Source organism: Pseudomonas wenzhouensis, assembly GCF_021029445.1.
GTDB classification, from domain to species: domain Bacteria; phylum Pseudomonadota; class Gammaproteobacteria; order Pseudomonadales; family Pseudomonadaceae; genus Aquipseudomonas; species Aquipseudomonas wenzhouensis.
Map to the genome: position 1 here is coordinate 100414 of NZ_CP072610.1, position 16017 is coordinate 116430.

At 62.7% G+C, this 16017-nt stretch carries 15 protein-coding genes; 7 read left to right on the forward strand and 8 right to left on the reverse strand.

Translation table 11 applies throughout. From position 1 onward, the window contains the following. Nucleotide 1: 1 nt before the first annotated feature. The 5 genes from mprF to J7655_RS00500 form a co-directional block, all read right to left on the reverse strand. Nucleotides 2-2638, reverse strand: coding sequence for a bifunctional lysylphosphatidylglycerol flippase/synthetase MprF (gene mprF, locus J7655_RS00480; protein ID WP_230926087.1), 2637 nt, complete (start codon nucleotides 2636-2638; stop codon nucleotides 2-4). 117 nt (nucleotides 2639-2755) lie between these two features. Further along, nucleotides 2756-3022: a PilZ domain-containing protein gene (locus tag J7655_RS00485; RefSeq protein ID WP_230926088.1), complete on the reverse strand. Its 267-nt coding sequence runs from the start codon at nucleotides 3020-3022 to the stop codon at nucleotides 2756-2758. A gap of 126 nt (nucleotides 3023-3148) precedes the next feature. Then, nucleotides 3149-4036 (reverse strand): lysophospholipid acyltransferase, encoded by an 888-nt coding sequence (locus J7655_RS00490; protein ID WP_230926089.1) that lies wholly within the window; start codon nucleotides 4034-4036, stop codon nucleotides 3149-3151. A gap of 54 nt (nucleotides 4037-4090) precedes the next feature. Beyond that, nucleotides 4091-4699: a pyridoxamine 5'-phosphate oxidase family protein gene (locus J7655_RS00495; protein WP_230926090.1), complete on the reverse strand. Its 609-nt coding sequence runs from the start codon at nucleotides 4697-4699 to the stop codon at nucleotides 4091-4093. Next, on the reverse strand, nucleotides 4696-5250 hold the full coding sequence (locus J7655_RS00500) for a DNA-3-methyladenine glycosylase I (RefSeq protein WP_230926091.1): 555 nt from the start codon (nucleotides 5248-5250) through the stop codon (nucleotides 4696-4698). Before J7655_RS00500 ends, J7655_RS00495 begins: the two co-directional genes overlap by 4 nt. Nucleotides 5251-5421: 171 nt before the next feature. On the opposite strand from J7655_RS00500, the gene glyQ reads away from it, so the two are divergent. The 7 genes from glyQ (at nucleotide 5422) to J7655_RS00535 (ending at nucleotide 12336) form a co-directional block, all read left to right on the forward strand. Further along, complete coding sequence (gene glyQ, locus J7655_RS00505; protein WP_230926092.1) at nucleotides 5422-6369, forward strand: glycine--tRNA ligase subunit alpha; 948 nt, start codon at nucleotides 5422-5424, stop codon at nucleotides 6367-6369. Continuing rightward, nucleotides 6366-8420 (forward strand): glycine--tRNA ligase subunit beta, encoded by a 2055-nt coding sequence (glyS, locus tag J7655_RS00510; RefSeq protein ID WP_230926093.1) that lies wholly within the window; start codon nucleotides 6366-6368, stop codon nucleotides 8418-8420. Before glyQ ends, glyS begins: the two co-directional genes overlap by 4 nt. 69 nt (nucleotides 8421-8489) lie before the next feature. Then, nucleotides 8490-9020: a D-glycero-beta-D-manno-heptose 1,7-bisphosphate 7-phosphatase gene (gene gmhB, locus J7655_RS00515; RefSeq protein WP_230926094.1), complete on the forward strand. Its 531-nt coding sequence runs from the start codon at nucleotides 8490-8492 to the stop codon at nucleotides 9018-9020. Nucleotides 9021-9033: 13 nt separating this feature from the next. Then, nucleotides 9034-9801 (forward strand): lysophospholipid acyltransferase family protein, encoded by a 768-nt coding sequence (locus tag J7655_RS00520; RefSeq protein WP_230926095.1) that lies wholly within the window; start codon nucleotides 9034-9036, stop codon nucleotides 9799-9801. A gap of 264 nt (nucleotides 9802-10065) precedes the next feature. After that, nucleotides 10066-10671 (forward strand): CDP-alcohol phosphatidyltransferase family protein, encoded by a 606-nt coding sequence (locus tag J7655_RS00525; protein WP_230926096.1) that lies wholly within the window; start codon nucleotides 10066-10068, stop codon nucleotides 10669-10671. A gap of 110 nt (nucleotides 10672-10781) precedes the next feature. After that, nucleotides 10782-11402 (forward strand): lysophospholipid acyltransferase family protein, encoded by a 621-nt coding sequence (locus J7655_RS00530; protein ID WP_230926097.1) that lies wholly within the window; start codon nucleotides 10782-10784, stop codon nucleotides 11400-11402. A 1-nt stretch (nucleotide 11403) separates the two neighbouring features. Further along, nucleotides 11404-12336, forward strand: coding sequence for a phosphatidate cytidylyltransferase (locus J7655_RS00535; protein WP_230926098.1), 933 nt, complete (start codon nucleotides 11404-11406; stop codon nucleotides 12334-12336). A 683-nt stretch (nucleotides 12337-13019) separates the two neighbouring features. Here J7655_RS00535 and J7655_RS00540 read toward each other — a convergent pair. From J7655_RS00540 to J7655_RS00550, 3 genes are read right to left on the reverse strand one after another with little or no spacing between them, the layout of a single operon-like run. Beyond that, entirely contained in the window at nucleotides 13020-15407 is a 2388-nt protein-coding gene (locus J7655_RS00540) for a TOTE conflict system archaeo-eukaryotic primase domain-containing protein (RefSeq protein ID WP_230926099.1), read from the reverse strand. Nucleotides 15408-15445: 38 nt separating this feature from the next. After that, on the reverse strand, nucleotides 15446-15733 hold the full coding sequence (locus J7655_RS00545) for a type II toxin-antitoxin system RelE family toxin (protein ID WP_230926100.1): 288 nt from the start codon (nucleotides 15731-15733) through the stop codon (nucleotides 15446-15448). Continuing rightward, nucleotides 15723-15962: a type II toxin-antitoxin system RelB/DinJ family antitoxin gene (locus tag J7655_RS00550; protein WP_084314717.1), complete on the reverse strand. Its 240-nt coding sequence runs from the start codon at nucleotides 15960-15962 to the stop codon at nucleotides 15723-15725. Before J7655_RS00550 ends, J7655_RS00545 begins: the two co-directional genes overlap by 11 nt. Nucleotides 15963-16017: the final 55 nt, after the last annotated feature.

The window sequence follows — 16017 nt, forward strand, 5'->3', positions numbered from 1 at the left end:
CTCAACGCCTCACCAGTCCACCCAGGCCGCCGGCGATCAGCGCGGCGGTGTCGGCCAATGCCACCCAGGGGTCGAGCCCGGCCGGCACGGCCAGGTAGCGCGGCTCCCACTGCGGCAGGAACTTGTCCTTGAAGCGTCGCAGCCCCTGGAAGTTGTAGAAATTCTCGCCACGGTCGAACACCAGTGCACCGAGGCGCAGCGGCAGCGGCGCGCCCTTGCGCGTCTGCAAGCCGGCCAGCGGCACCATGCCGAGGCTGAAGCGCGCATAGCCCTCGCTCTGGAATTGCTGGATAAGCCCCAGCATGAGGAACTCCATGGTCGACTTCGGCGCATCCGGCAGTACGCGCATCAGATCGAGGCTGGCCACCGCGCGCGTCTCGCATTCCAACAAGTTGGCGAAGGCCACCGCACGCCCCTCGAAACGCACCACCACGACGCGGAAGTGCGCCAGGTACTCAGGGCTGAAACGGCCCAGGGAAAAACCCTTCTCGCGTACATTCTTGCCCTGCAGCCAGGCATCGGAAATGGCCTGTAGTTCCGCCATCGGCACCTGGCCGGGGGCGTGGAACTCCAGGCTCAGGCCGTCGCGCTGGCCACGGTTCCAGGTGTAACGCAAGGCCTTCATCTCCTTGCCATTGCTGGCCAGGTCGAAGGTTTTCAGATCCACCAGCGCTTCTTCGCCGAGCTTCAGCGCGGTCAGGCCGATGTCGATATAGCCGGGCAGATTCTCCGCGCGCACCTGGTAGAAAACCGGCCGCGCATGGTGGCGGTCGCACAGGTCGCGGAACTGCCAGATCAGCTCGGCACGTGCGGCGGGCGGGCCGATGGGGTCGAACAGCGCCACCAGGCTGCGCCCTCGCCGCGCATACATGAGAAAGGCTTCGCCATCAGGATGGAACAGCAGGGCTTTGTCGCCACTCAGCGCCAGGCCACCTTCGGGTTGCCGTGAGGCCTGGACGATGGCCCGCGCGCGCAGCAACGCATCCTCGTCCGGCAGGCTGATACTTGGCGGCGTGGCACGCAGCAGCCAGGTCAGGCTGACTGCCAGCAGCACCAGGGCACTACCCAGCGCTGCACGCAGGCCTCGCGGGGCATTGGCATCCAGTTCGAACTGCCACCACAGCTGATGGCTATAGGCGACATCCTGATAGGCAAACAGCAACAGCCACACCGACGTCGCGATCACCCCGACCGTCGCCGCCAGCGCCAGACCCGAGGCAGGCACATCCATCAGCCGGCTACGCCGGTAAAATTCGCGGCGAAACAGCGCCAGCAATCCGGCGACAATCGCCAGCGCCAGTGACTCCAGCCAGTCGAAGCCCTTGAGCAACGACAGCACCACGCCCAGGCACAGCAGCACCAGGGTCAGCGCCCAGGCCGCCGACAGGCGCCGGCGCAGCCCTTGCGCCAGCAACAGGCAGAGCGTACCGACCAGGCTGGCCGCCAGGTGCGAGGCGGCGATCAATTGCGGCGGCATGAGAAAGCCCAGCGCTTCCAGATGCTCGTCCACGGTCGGCGTTACCCCGGAGAACAGCAGCACCGTGCCGGCGCAGAACACCAGCAGCGCCAGCACAGGCACCGCCATGCCACTGGCCATGCGCGCCACCTGGCGCGGGAACCACAGGCGACGCGCTTCGCTGGCCAACAGCAGGAGCCCAGCCGCCACCAACGGCAGAATCACATAGAGCAGGCGATAGAGCAGCATCGCCGCAACCAGACCGGCCGGGTCGATACGCGAGGAAAAGGCCGCCAGCAGCACCGCCTCGAACACCCCGACACCGCCCGGCACATGGCTCAGCACACCAGCGGCCAGGGCCAGCATGTAGACCAGCACGAAGCTGGAGAAAGGCGGCGCCTCGGGCAGCAGCAGGTACAGCACGCTGGCGGCGATCAGCACGTCCAGGCTGCTGATCAGCAGTTGCGTCAGGCTCATGCGCAGGCCAGGCAGACGCAGGCTGAAGCGCCCCAGATCGACCTGCCAGCAACCGGGAGCAGGACGCTCGGCCAGGCGTTTGCGGCTGACCAGCAGTCCCACGACCAGCGCCGCAAGCAATATCACAACGGCCAGTACCGCCAGCACGGGCTCAGGCAGACGCAGTGCAGCTGACGCATCGCGCAAATCGAACAAAGCGGCCAGTGCCGCAAGAATCGGCAGGCTGACGCCCAGCGACAGGCTGGCGAACAGACTCATGCGCGCCACATCGCCCGCACCGAGGCCATTGCGCCCGTACAGACGGTAGCGCACCGAACCGCCGGACAGCGCCGACAGGCCCACGGCATTGCCGATGGCGAAGGCGCAGAAGCCGCCCAGCGCCAGGGTCGGCGGCGGCAGATCGACGTTGGCATAGCGGCTGGCCGACCACTCGTAGGCGAGCATCACCGCAAAACCCAGCACAGTGGCCAGCAGGGCGCCGAGCAATGCCTGCGGCGGCACGGCTGCGAGCGACTCGCGCACCTGATCCGGGTTGATCTCGCGCACCAGATGCCAACAGGCGACCAGCGCCAGGCCGAACAACAGCAGCGACAGAGCAAGGCCGATCAGGTGGCGGTTGCGTTGCAGCCAGCCAGGTTGAGAGGAAGTAAGCAGATCAGGCGCATCAGCGCCCTGGACGGGAAGTTCGGGTACCGCTCGACTCATGTCGAAAACGCCTCTGATGGACGCCACCTCGGAGCGAGGCCTTGATCAGAGTGTAGATGTAACAAAATGTTCCATTTATCCGAAACATTTATTGGAAGTTAAACCGATGCGAATCGCTCAGGCCTCGCCGAGAAACCGCAGACCAGCGCCTTCGGGATCCACGCGCATCACTTCCATCTTCAATACCGGCGCGGGGAAGGGCAGATCCTGCACCTGGCCAATCACTTCGGTGCCAACCGCCAGGCCAGCCATGTCCGGGTGCTTCACGTAGACACCACTGTCGGACAGGTCACGGGTCTGCGCCAGCAGCTCACCAAAACTGGGGTGGCTGATCTTGATCCGGCACTTCATCGGGGTACGCACCTGCTGGCGCTGGTTGGGCATGACGGCTCCATGATTGGGCGAGCAATGTCGCCTTTAATAGCCTATTCGCGCGTTGGCGCCCAGCAGGCGGCAGAAAAAAGGCGCCATCGAGGCGCCTTACTTACATCTTGCTCAGTGACGGGTACGTCAGTACCACTTGGCCTCACCGTCCGGGCGCTTCTTGAAGCGCTTCATGCTCCACATGTACTGGCTCGGGTAGCTGCGCACGTAGCGCGACACCACTTCGCTCATCGCCGCCACGCCTTCTTCGACGTTCTCGCTGTACATGCCTTCGGGAGCGGCCTCGAGGATCACCTTGTAGCCGCTGCCATCCGGCAGGCGCAGCGCATGCAGGAACACGCCGACCGCCTTGCCGCCGGTGAGCATGCCGGGGACGAACTTGCTGGTCAGCGCGGTGGTGCCGAGAAAGGGCACGAAAACACCCGACGAACGGCTCGGCTCCGGATCGGCCGGAATGCCCACGGCGCCGCCACGGCGTACTTCCTTGATGACGCTGAGGATGCCTTCCTTGGTCGACGGCGCGACACGGTTACCCATCTGCACGCGCTGCTGCTGCAGCAGTTCGTCGACCGCCTTGAGCTTCGGTGGGCGGTAGAAAATGATCGGTTTGCACTGGTTGCAGTAGAAGTGGTTGAGCACTTCCCAGTTACCCAGGTGGCTGGTGATGCCGACCACGCCCTTGCCGGACGCCAGCGCCTGTTGCAGCACTTCCAGGCCTTCCACTTCGCGCACCAGCTTCAGCGACTTCTGCGCCGGCCAGATCCAGGCGCAGGCACTTTCGGTCAGGGTCTTGCCGATGTCCTTGAGGCTCTGCCCGACCAGACGCTCACGCTCGGCCTCGCTCAGTTCAGGGAAGCACTTGCTAAGGTTGATGCGCACCACGTCGCGCGAGCTGTTCGGTAGCTTCCACATCAGCCAACCGATGGCATTGCCCACGGCCTGCACCGCACGCCAGGGCAGCAGTGCGAAGAGGCGCAGGAAACCCACCACCAGAGCGCCCTTGAGTTTTTCCACGACAGACTCCACCGCTCAGAAAAGCGCCAAGTGTAACGGCGTGAGCCCATGCAGTCAGTACAGGCTGGTGCGCTGCCGCTGTTGCAGGTCGCGCTCATAGGCCGCGACATCGAAGGTTTCATCGATGCAGCGGAAGATATCACCGGCGCTGGGCAGACTACCGCGCTCGACCTGGCGCGCGGCATCCCATAGCCCCGAACGCAGCGCCGCCTTGGCACACTGGAAATAGCAACTCTGCACCTGAATGCGCAGCACGCTGCGCGGCAGCTTGCCCTGAACGCGGCCCAGCTCGAGCAACTCGGGATCGAGCGAGATTTCCGCGCGGCCATTGACCCGCAGACTCTCACCAACGCCGGGAATCAGGAACAGCAGCGCCACCTGCGGATTGAGGACGATATTGCGCAGGCTGTCGATGCGGTTGTTGCCGGGACGATCCGGCAGCAGCAGGGTCTGCTCGTCGAGAATCTGCACGAAGCCCGGCGTATCACCGCGCGGCGAACAATCCAGGCCATCCGCACCGGCGCTGGCCAACACCACGAAGGGCGAGGCCTGGATCAGCGCACGATAAGGTTCGATCAGGTGCGGCAGCTCCTTGCGCCGCGAGCGCTCGTGGCTTTCGCCGTAGAGTGCCTGCAGTTCGTCCAGGGTGGTGATGGTGGTCATGAGCCCTTCAGTTGCGCGTAGCGGTCGCAGTCTGTGGTGTGGTCCATCACCATACCCGTGGCCTGCATGAAGGCATAGCAGATGGTCGGGCCGACGAAGGTGAAGCCGGCCTTTTTCAACGCCTTGCTCATCGCCTCGGCCTCGGGCGTCAGCGCCGGCACCTGGCTGCGTTCGCTGAAATGGTTGATCTTCGGCGTGCCGCCAACGAACGACCAGAGCAGCGTCACCGGGTCGTCCAGTTTCAGCCAGGCCTGGGCGTTCTGCCGCACGGCCTTGAGCTTGAGGCGGTTACGGATAATGCCTGGATCCTGCATCAGCGCCTCGATTTCGTCGTCAGTGAGACGCGCCAGACGCTCGGCATCGAATCCATGCAGCACCTGCCGATAGCGCTCGCGCTTCTTCAGCACGGTGATCCACGACAGGCCGGCCTGCGCGCCCTCGAGCAGCAGCATCTCGAACAGATGCCGGGGATCGCGCTGCGGCACCCCCCATTCCTCGTCGTGATAGGCCTGGTACAGCGGATCGTCGGTACACCAGAAGCAGCGGGGCATGGTCGTGAACCTCGGTCAGGGTCGAAACGGCGACTATAGCGGCACAATAACTGGATATAAATACAGCCATCGAGAAGCCGAATGATGCCGATGTGCCGTACCCTGCGGCCTGCGCCGAGTTTCGATATACTCACCTGCTTTCCCTCGCAAGCCTCCACAGGTGATTTTTTCGTGAGCCAGACCAAGCCTGCCGTGCGCACCTTCCAGGACCTGATCCTGGCCCTGCAGAACTACTGGGCCGAGCAGGGCTGCGTGGTGCTGCAACCCTACGACATGGAAGTGGGCGCCGGCACCTTCCACACCGCCACCTTCCTGCGCGCCGTCGGCCCGGAGACCTGGAACGCCGCCTACGTGCAGCCGTCCCGCCGCCCGACCGACGGCCGCTACGGCGAAAACCCCAACCGCCTGCAGCACTACTACCAGTTCCAGGTGGTCTTGAAGCCCAACCCGGAGAACTTCCAGGAGCTGTACCTGGGTTCGCTCAAGGCCATCGGCCTCGACCCGGAAGTGCATGACATCCGCTTCGTCGAAGACAACTGGGAGTCGCCGACCCTCGGCGCCTGGGGTCTGGGCTGGGAAATCTGGCTCAACGGCATGGAAGTCACCCAGTTCACCTACTTCCAGCAGGTCGGTGGCATCGAGTGCTACCCGGTGACCGGCGAGATCACCTACGGCCTGGAGCGCCTGGCCATGTACCTGCAGGGCGTCGACTCGGTCTACGACCTGATCTGGACCGACGGCCCGTTCGGCACCGTGACCTACGGCGACGTGTTCCACCAGAACGAAGTGGAACAGTCCACCTACAACTTCGAGCACGCCAACGTCGAGAAGCTGTTCGAGCTGTTCGATTTCTACGAGAGCGAAGCCAATCGCCTGATCGAGCTGGAACTGCCGCTGCCGACCTACGAAATGGTGCTCAAGGCCTCGCACACCTTCAACCTGCTGGATGCCCGCCGCGCCATCTCGGTGACCGCACGTCAGCAGTACATCCTGCGCGTGCGCACCCTGGCCCGCGCCGTGGCGCAGAGCTACCTGCAGGCCCGCGCCCGACTCGGCTTCCCCATGGCCACCCCCGAACTGCGTGACGAAGTACTGGCCAAGCTGGAGGCGCAAGCATGAGTGCACAAGATTTTCTGGTCGAACTGGGCACCGAAGAGCTGCCACCGAAAGCGCTGAAAAGCCTCGGTGATGCTTTCCTCGCCGGTATCGAGAAAGGCCTCAAGGCCGCCGGCCTGAGCTACACCGCCAGCCGTGTATACGCCGCGCCACGGCGCCTGGCCGTACTGGTCGAGCAGCTCGAAGAGCAGCAGGCCGACCGCAGCATGAACCTCGACGGCCCGCCCATCCAGGCCGCATTCGACGCTGACGGCAACCCGACCCAGGCCGCCCTGGGTTTTGCCCGCAAGTGCGGCGTGGATATCGCCGAGATCGACCGCAGCGGCGCGAAGCTGCGCTTCGCCCAGCACATCCCTGGTCAGCCGGCGGTGAACCTGCTGCCGACCATCGTGCAGGATTCGCTGAACGACCTGCCGATTCCCAAGCGCATGCGTTGGGCTGCCCGTCGTGACGAGTTCGTGCGCCCGACCCAGTGGCTGGTGATGCTGTTCGGCGACGCCGTGGTCGATTGCGAAATCCTCGCGCAGAAGGCCGGTCGCGTGTCTCGTGGTCACCGCTTCCACGCCAACCGTGAGGTGCGCATCAGCAGCCCGGCCAACTACGCCGAAGACCTGCGCAGCGCCTACGTGCTGGCCGACTTCGCCGAGCGTCGTGAGCTCATCAGCCGCCGCGTCGACGAACTGGCCGCCGCTGAGCAGGGCAGCGCCATCGTGCCGCCGGCGCTGCTGGACGAAGTCACCGCCCTGGTCGAATGGCCGGTGCCGCTGGTTTGCTCGTTCGAGGAGCGCTTCCTGGAAGTGCCGCAGGAAGCGCTGATCAGCACCATGCAGGACAACCAGAAGTACTTCTGCCTGCTCGATGCCAACGGCAAGCTGCTGCCGCGCTTCATCACCGTGGCCAACGTCGAGTCCAAGGACCCGGCGCAGATCGTCTCGGGTAACGAGAAAGTCGTGCGCCCGCGCCTGACCGACGCCGAGTTCTTCTTCAAGCAGGACAAGAAGCAGAAGCTCGAAGGCTTCAACCAGCGCCTGGCCAACGTGGTGTTCCAGGCCCAGTTGGGTTCGGTATTTGAAAAAGCCCAACGGGTATCGGCGCTCGCCGGTTTTATCGCCCGCGAAGTCGGTGGCGACGCCCAGCGCGCCGCCCGTGCCGGTCTGCTGTCCAAATGCGACCTGGCCACAGAGATGGTTGGCGAATTCCCCGAAATGCAGGGCATCGCCGGCTACTACTACGCGCTCAACGACGGTGAGCCGCAGGACGTCGCCCTGGCCCTGAACGAGCAATACATGCCGCGCGGTGCTGGTGCCGAACTGCCGAGCACCCTGACCGGTGCTGCCGTGGCCGTGGCCGACAAGCTCGACACCCTGGTCGGCATCTTCGGCATCGGCATGCTGCCGACCGGCTCTAAAGACCCCTACGCTCTGCGTCGCGCCGCCCTCGGCGTGCTGCGCATCCTGATCGAGAAGGGCCTGGATCTGGACCTGGCCACTGCGGTCGACTTCGCCGTCGCCCAGTACGCCGGCAAGATCAAGACCGACGGTCTGGCAGCTCAGGTGCTGGAGTTCATCTTCGACCGCCTGCGTGCGCGCTACGAAGACGAAGGCATCGAAGTCGCCGTGTACCAGGCCGTGCGTGCGGTGGGCCCGACCTCGCCGCTGGACTTCGACCAGCGCGTGCAGGCCGTGCAGGCCTTCCGCAAGCTGCCGCAGGCCGCTGCCCTGGCCGCTGCCAACAAGCGTGTGTCGAACCTGCTGAGCAAGGCCGAAGGTGGCGTCGCCGCCCAGGTCGAAGCGCACTACTTCGACAACCCCAGCGAGTTCGCCCTGCACGCTGCCATCCAGCAGGCCGACCAGGCCGTTCAACCGCTTGCCGCCGCCCGTCAGTACAACGAAGCACTGGCCAAGCTGGCCAGCCTGCGCGAGCCGGTGGACGCCTTCTTCGAGGCGGTGCTGGTCAACGCCGAGGACGCACGCGTGCGTGCCAACCGTTACGCCCTGCTGGCTCGCCTGCGCGGGCTGTTCCTCGGTGTGGCGGACATCTCGGTACTGGGCTGACGCCAGGCGCTGGCCGCGAAGCTTTTCGCGGCCAGCGGTCGTTTCCATCTCTGCTTGTGGCGTGGCTGCATGAAACTGCTGATTCTCGACCGCGACGGTGTCATCAACCAGGATTCCGACGCCTATATCAAGACGCTCGACGAGTGGATTCCGATCCCGTCGTCGATCAGCGCCATCGCACGCCTGTCGCAAGCGGGCTGGACGGTGGCCGTGGCCACCAACCAGTCCGGTATCGCCCGTGGCTATTACGACCTGGCGACCCTGGAGTCGATGCACGCGCGCCTGCGCCAGCTGGTGGCGGAGCAGGGCGGTGAGGTCGGCCTGATCGTCCACTGCCCGCACGGCCCGGACGATGGCTGCGACTGTCGCAAGCCGAAACCTGGCATGCTCAACCAGATTGCTGCGCACTACACCACGGATCTGACAGGTGTCTGGTTCGTCGGCGATACCAGCGGTGACCTGCAGGCGGCGCTGGCCGTCGATTGTCAGCCTGTGCTGGTGAAAACCGGCAAGGGCGAACGAACCCTGGCCAAACCGTTGCCGCCGGGAACCCTGGTATTCGATGATCTGGCGGCTGTTGCCGATCAACTGCTTTCATAAGGTGTGAAATTCAATGGCGATCCTGCAGGCATTCAGAGTCACGCTTTTCTACCTGCTGCTGTCGTCCAGCTCGTTCTTCTGGTGCCTGATCAGCCTGCTGGTCGCACCTTTGCTGCCGTATCGCCAGCGCTATCGCTTCGTCATCCAGGCCTGGTGCAGCTGCGCCGTGTGGCTGGCCAAGGTGATCGTCGGGATCCGCTATGACGTGCGTGGCGTGGAGAACATCCCCGAGCGCCCCTGCGTGATCCTCGCCAACCACCAGAGCACCTGGGAAACCTTCTTCCTTTCCGCCTACTTCGAACCACTCAGCCAGGTGGTCAAGCGCGAACTGCTGCGCGTACCGTTCTTCGGCTGGGGCATGGCGCTGCTCAAGCCCATCGCCATCGACCGCAGCAACCCCAAGGCCGCGCTCAAGCAGTTGGCCAAGCAGGGCGACGAACGCCTCAAGCAGGGCGCCTGGGTGCTGGTATTCCCCGAAGGCACACGCATTCCGCCAGGGCAGATCGGCAAGTTCTCTCGCGGCGGCACCGCCCTGGCGGTAAATGCCGGCTTGCCGGTACTGCCCATCGCCCACAACGCCGGCGAATTCTGGCCCAAGGCTGGCTGGAGCAAGCGCTCAGGCACCATCCAGGTGATCATTGGCCAACCGATGTATGCCGAGGGCGAAGGCCCGCGCGCCATCGCCGAACTCAACGAACGTGCTTTCCAGTGGGTCTGCCAGCAACAAACCGAACTGAGTGGCGAAGCGCCGCAGCTGAGCCGCCTGGGTGAAACCGCCTGATCTGTGGATAAGCTGTGCATGGAATACCATCAGAAAGCCATTATCTACGCATAACCAATTGATTTTAAATACACTTTTCCCGCGCGAAGGAAGCTTAACAGCAGGGTATAAGTTGTCATGCAGGAGCAAGTTGCTTCGCGTGTAAACTGCTGCCGGGGTAGCGGCAACATGCAGGCCGTCGACGAATCCGCAGGAACTCGATAAGTTCACAGTCTCATCTGCGGCCTTGGCCGATGATTGGATCAGTAAAGGGAATTCACTGCCATGCCATCGATCTACCAGCTCAAACCCGCTTTCCAGAATCTGCTGCGTCCCGGCGTCGAGCGCCTGCATGCCCGCGGCGTCACCGCCAACCAGGTGACGCTGGCCGCAGCCCTCGTCTCCGTGCTGCTCGGCGCACTGCTCGCCGCCTGTAGCCATGTCGCCTGGCTGTTCGCCCTGATCCCCCTGTGGATGCTGCTGCGCATGGCACTGAACGCCGTCGACGGCATGCTCGCCCGCGAGTTCGGCCAGCAGTCGAAGCTGGGTGCCTACCTCAACGAGCTTTGCGACGTGGTCGCCGACAGCGCGCTGTACCTGCCCTTCGCCCTGCTGCCAGGTGTCTCGCCGCTGCTGGTGATCCTGGTGGTGGTGATGGCCGTGATCAGCGAATACGCCGGCGTGCTCGGCCCCATGGTCGGCGCCTCGCGGCGCTATGACGGGCCGATGGGCAAGAGTGATCGCGCCTTCTGCTTCGGCGTGATCGGTGCAGGCGTCGCCACGGGCCTGCTGCCAGCACTGTGGATCAATCTGCTGCTGGGCCTGATCCTCGCCCTGCTGCTCCGTACCCTCTATAACCGCGTTCGTCACGGGTTGGCCGAAGCCACCTGAGCCCTTGATGCGGAATAAGGAGATTCCATGCTCGGCATTACTGGACGATCACAGCATCCACGATCTGTAGATGCCCACAACCCCTGCCTCGTCTTGGTTAAGGAGTCGCCATGCTCGCTGCATTGACCGCTTTTGCCATCACCTCGGCCGCACGCCTGCTCACTGGCGCCCGCGCCCTGTGGCTCGGCAGCACCGCACAGCCAACGCAACGCCTGTACTACGCCAACCACAGCAGCCACGGCGATTTCGTCCTGCTCTGGGCCTCGCTGCCGCCGGAGCTGCGCAAACGCACCCGACCGGTGGCTGGCGCCGACTACTGGCAGAAACCGGGCGTGCGCAGCTTCCTGATCAACAAGGTCTTCAACGGCGTACTGGTCGACCGCGAGCGCAAGGAAGGCAGCAACCCGCTGCAGGCGATGCTCGATGCGCTGGACGGCGGCGACTCGCTGATCATCTTCCCCGAAGGCACACGCAACCTCGGCGACGAACCATTGCTGCCCTTCAAGAGCGGTCTTTATCACCTGGCACAAGCCCGCCCGGATGTGGAACTGGTGCCGGTGTGGATAGCCAACCTCAACCGGGTGATGCCAAAGGGCAGGGCGCTGCCGCTGCCATTGCTGTGCACCCTGAGCTTCGGCGCTGCGCTCGAGCGCATCGAGGGGGAGGGCAAAGGCGACTTCCTCGAACGCGCACGTAACGCTCTGCTGGCACTGGCGCCTGAGGAGGCCTGAGATGGATACCAACACCTTGCTGCTGTTCGCCGGTATCGGTGCCCTGCTCCTGCTGGCCAGTCTGATCGGCTTCGTTCTGAAAAAACGCAGTGGCGATCAGCCCAACCCGGTGGTCGACAACCTCAACGCACGGATCAACGCCTGGTGGGTGATGGTGTTGGTCATCGGCATCGCCTTCCTGTTCGGCAACATCGGCGTCATCGTGCTGTTCTACTTCGTGTCCTTCTATGCGCTGCGCGAGTTCATGACCCTGGCACCGACCCGGCGCAGCGACTACCCGGCGCTGGTAGCAGCCTTCTACTTCGCCCTGCCGATGCAGTACCTGCTGATCGCCCTGGACTGGTACGGCCTGTTCGCCATCTTCATCCCGGTCTACCTGTTCCTCCTCCTACCGATTCTCGCCTCGCTGGGCGGCGATACCACCCGCTACCTCGAGCGCGCGGCCAAGGTGCAATGGGGGCTGATGATCGCCGTGTTCTGCATCTCCGCCGTACCGGCGCTGCTGACGCTGGACATCCCCGGCTACGAGGGGCGCAACCTGCTGTTGATCGCCTGGCTGATCATCGTCGTGCAACTCTCCGACGTGCTGCAGTACGTCTGCGGCAAGCTGGCCGGTAAGCACAAGATCGCGCCCAACCTGTCGCCCTCGAAAACCGTGGAAGGCTTCATCGGCGGCGTGGCACTGGCCACGCTGATTGGCGCGATGCTGTGCTGGATCACCCCGTTCGCCTTCTGGCAGGCGGCGCTGATCGCCCTGCTGGTGTGCCTGCTCGGCTTTGCCGGTGGCCTGGTGATGTCAGCGATCAAGCGCGACCGTGGCGTGAAGGACTGGGGCCATATGATCGAAGGCCACGGCGGCATGCTCGACCGCCTGGACTCGGTGTGCTTCGCTGCACCGGTGTTCTTCCATATGGTGCGCTACTGGTGGGCCTGACGTCAGGCGGCGAATGCGTAGGAGCGGCGCCCCGCCGCAAACCGGGGCGATGCGCAATTGAATAGCTTCGCCCCGGGGCGGGGCTCCTACGAAAGGCTGCTTTGGCAGCCTTATCTGATCGGCATTAGCTCTGGCAGCACGCCTTTTACGCAAGCAACAAAAAACCCGCCGAAGCGGGTTTTTAAGACCTTCCGACATCCTGTCGTTTGCCATCCTGGCGCGGTCTGTCTTCCTTGACCCGGGACATCCAGTTCCCGGTACGTGTGTGTAGATTAGCCAGGCTTCTCAGGCCAGGGCAGAGGCCCATTGCGCCTCGCCGTGTAAGCCTTTTGCCATAACTCCATGCCTGAAGGCCTGACCTGGCTCGCATCACAGCGACAACCCATGTCGACGGGCGATAAACGTGGCATTCACCATCCTATAAAAATCAATGACTTACGCGAAAAATGGGCGCCATTATTGGCATGATTGAGCCAGATAAAGTGGCATTTTCCGTCGAAATGACCGGAATAAATGGCATTTTCCGTATGCCCTGCCTTCCGGGCACTACAAGCCTGATAAACCGCAGCCACTAAGCCACGTGGGCAATGGGCTGAACGGATTGCCAACCTGTCAATTGAACGCAGCGTAGCGGGGTTCCTGACTTAGCGGAATCCCCATCCGTCGCAGGTTTCAAGGCTTTATCAATCCTGCGGCAGAAGCTCCATTGAGCTGGGTGCGTCGGCAAACTCGTAGCCCATGGCCTTATAGCCAGCCTGGCGCTTGCTCCACATACGCAGTAAGGCTGGATGCCCCGAGTCGATGAAATCGATGATGCGGACATCTGCCTTATCAGCATGCTCCCGATGCAGGCGACCTGCATACTGCTGGAGGGTGCCCTTCCAGGAAACCGGCATGGCCAGCACCAAGGTATCCAGCGCAGGATGATCGAACCCCTCACCTACCAGTTTCCCAGTGGCCAGGATCACCCTGGCTGCATCGGGCGACAGCGCTTCCAGTTCACCGATTAGCGCGGCGCGCTGTTTCTTGGACAGCCGCCCGTGCAGGGTAAACAGGCTTTCGACTCGCCCAACTAGCCTTTCCTCAATAGCACTGAGGTGATCAGTTCGCTCCGTCAGCAGCAGAATCTTTCTCCCCTGGCCAAAAGCTGCTTCGACCTCAGACACAATCTTGTCTGTCCGTTCCGCATCGCTGCACACCTGCAAGAAAACATCCTGAATACCGGCTCCTTCTGGCATGACGATAGGCCGGAACAACCACTTGGGAATTACCCTCAACTCTGCCGGGGCACTCTCAGGCCGAGAGGCGGTATGCCGAATCGGCCCGCACTGCATGAAAATAATCGGTTGTTGGCCATCGCGCCGAATGGGTGTAGCGGTCAGCCCCAGCACATATCTCGCAGGGGCAGCCTTGAGAAGGGCCTCAAAGGAGAACGCCGACAGGTGATGGCATTCATCCACGATGATTTGCCCGTAGTTCTTTACCTGTTCGCTGACCTCACCTTGCCGCGATAGCGACTGCATAACCGCCACATCGATGATGCCGGTCGGCTTGGCCTTACCTCCACCGATGCTGCCAACAGTCTTCTTGTCTGCCCCCAGAAACGCCTGCAACCGTTCCTTCCACTGCTGGAGCAGTTCCGTTCGGTGAACCAGCACCAGCGTGTTCACGCCACGCTGCGCAATCAGGGCAGCAGCAGTGACCGTTTTGCCGAATGCAGTCGGAGCGTAGAGGATGCCGGTGTCGTGCCCCAGCATACCCGCCAGTGCAGCCTCCTGATCCGAACGAAGTTTTCCCACAAAGCGGACATCGATGGGCTCCCCAGCGAAGCGCTCATCATGCAGCACCAGCTCTACCTTGTTTTCGCCCAACAGTGCCCGGACGTCATCCAGGCATCCTCGCGGCAGGGCAATGTGCTGCGGATAGTTTTCGGCACAGCCGATGATCCGGGGCTTATTCCATACCGGCAGCCGCATGGCTTGAGCCTTATAGAATTCGGGATTCTGAAATGCCGCCAGCCGAATGAGCTTGTTGACCAATGGCTGGGGTAGTTCGGACTTGCTGAAATAGATCTGGTTGGCCAGGGTCACGCTTACCGACGCTGGTAACGAAAAGGTCAGTTTCTGAGTCTTTTCCGACGTGCGCTGCCAGGGCTTCGCGCTTTCATCATCTGTTAGGTCAGCGACATCCAACGGATGGCGACCGCCGCTAGCCCGCAGAGTGGCCGGTGAAATGTCCCTCACCTGCATGGGTTGGACACTGGCCAGAAATGCCCACTGATCGGGATAGGGCATCAGCGTCTCATCGACAAAAACACTGCCACCTTGTGCTCGGGCCCTCTTCTGCAAGGGCAACGCAATCAAATTTCCGAAACCACCCTTGGGCATGCTGTCCTGGTTTGGAAACAGCCGGTCGTAAGAGCCCAGCGTCAGCTGCCGGGTACGTTCACAGGTATGGCTGATGATCGCGGAGCCAAGCAGACGTGCCTCAGCCGCCGGGACGCTGTGCTCGAAGAATATCCAGGCATGAGCACCGTTTCCGGAGCGAGAAACCTCCAGCGCGACCGGCACGCCTAACTTGCGACATGACTGGGCAAACGCCGTGACATCTTCACGCCAGTCGGCTTCATCAAAGTCCACAGCCAGGAAGTAGCAGGTGTCATCCGGCAGCAGTGGGTAAACGCCGACGACAATCTCTCCGGCCAAGTGCTTGTAGAGCACCTGGTCGGTCAGCGGTAGTAACTGTCGGTACGAGCAATCGCCACATTTAATCCGTGGCTTCTCACAAACACCTGGGCGCCATTCATTAGCGCACGCAGGTGAGTAGCCGGTCTTTCCGGTCTTGCTTTCCCAGCGCAGGGGAAAGACATCGGCACGCCCCCGGAATAGACGATTGAACAGCGCCAGCTTCTCATTGGTATCCAGAACCGGGACTAGCGGTGGCAGCGCCACGGCCTGCTCAGGCTTTGGCCGCTCAGCCGGTAGCCGCCACTCAATGCCATGCGTTTCCAGCAATGCGATCAGACGAGCATTCTCAGCCCGCAGTTGCTCCAACAGATCGCCATCACTCATCGCATTGAAACCCGATTCTGTCTGACGCAGGCAGCTCGTTATTTGAGCCGCTCAGCGGCCTTGCGATAGGCCTGCTCGCGTTCACGCCGATCCACGGCCACGACAAACACCACCACCTCATGGTCGATCACCTGATACACCAGGCGATAACCGCTGCTGCGCAGTTTGATCTTGTAGCAGTCGGGAAGTGAATGAAGGCGATTTGCCTCAACACGCGGATTGACCAACACCTCCGCGAGCTTTTTCTTGAGCTGCTCCCGGACGGTATCCCCCAACTTGTGCCACTCCTTCAGCGCCCGCGCATCAAATTCGAGGCTATAGGTCATCCAGCGAAACCTTCACGCGCTGGGGAGCAGCAAGGCGCTCACGCACAGTGGCGATCAGGGCCTCATCTTCCTCGGTCATCAGTACCGGACGGAAGGGCAGCTGACCGCGTTCGGCCACGTATTGCAGAGCTTGGCGCATCAGCTCAGAAGGAGTGACGCCAAGCTTTTCCAGTTCCCGGTACGCGCGGACTTTCAGCTCGTCGTCGATGCGGATATTGATCGAAGCCATGGGGACTGCCTCCATGTAAAGACATTCGTCATTACGATGGCATTCTTTCGCTTAT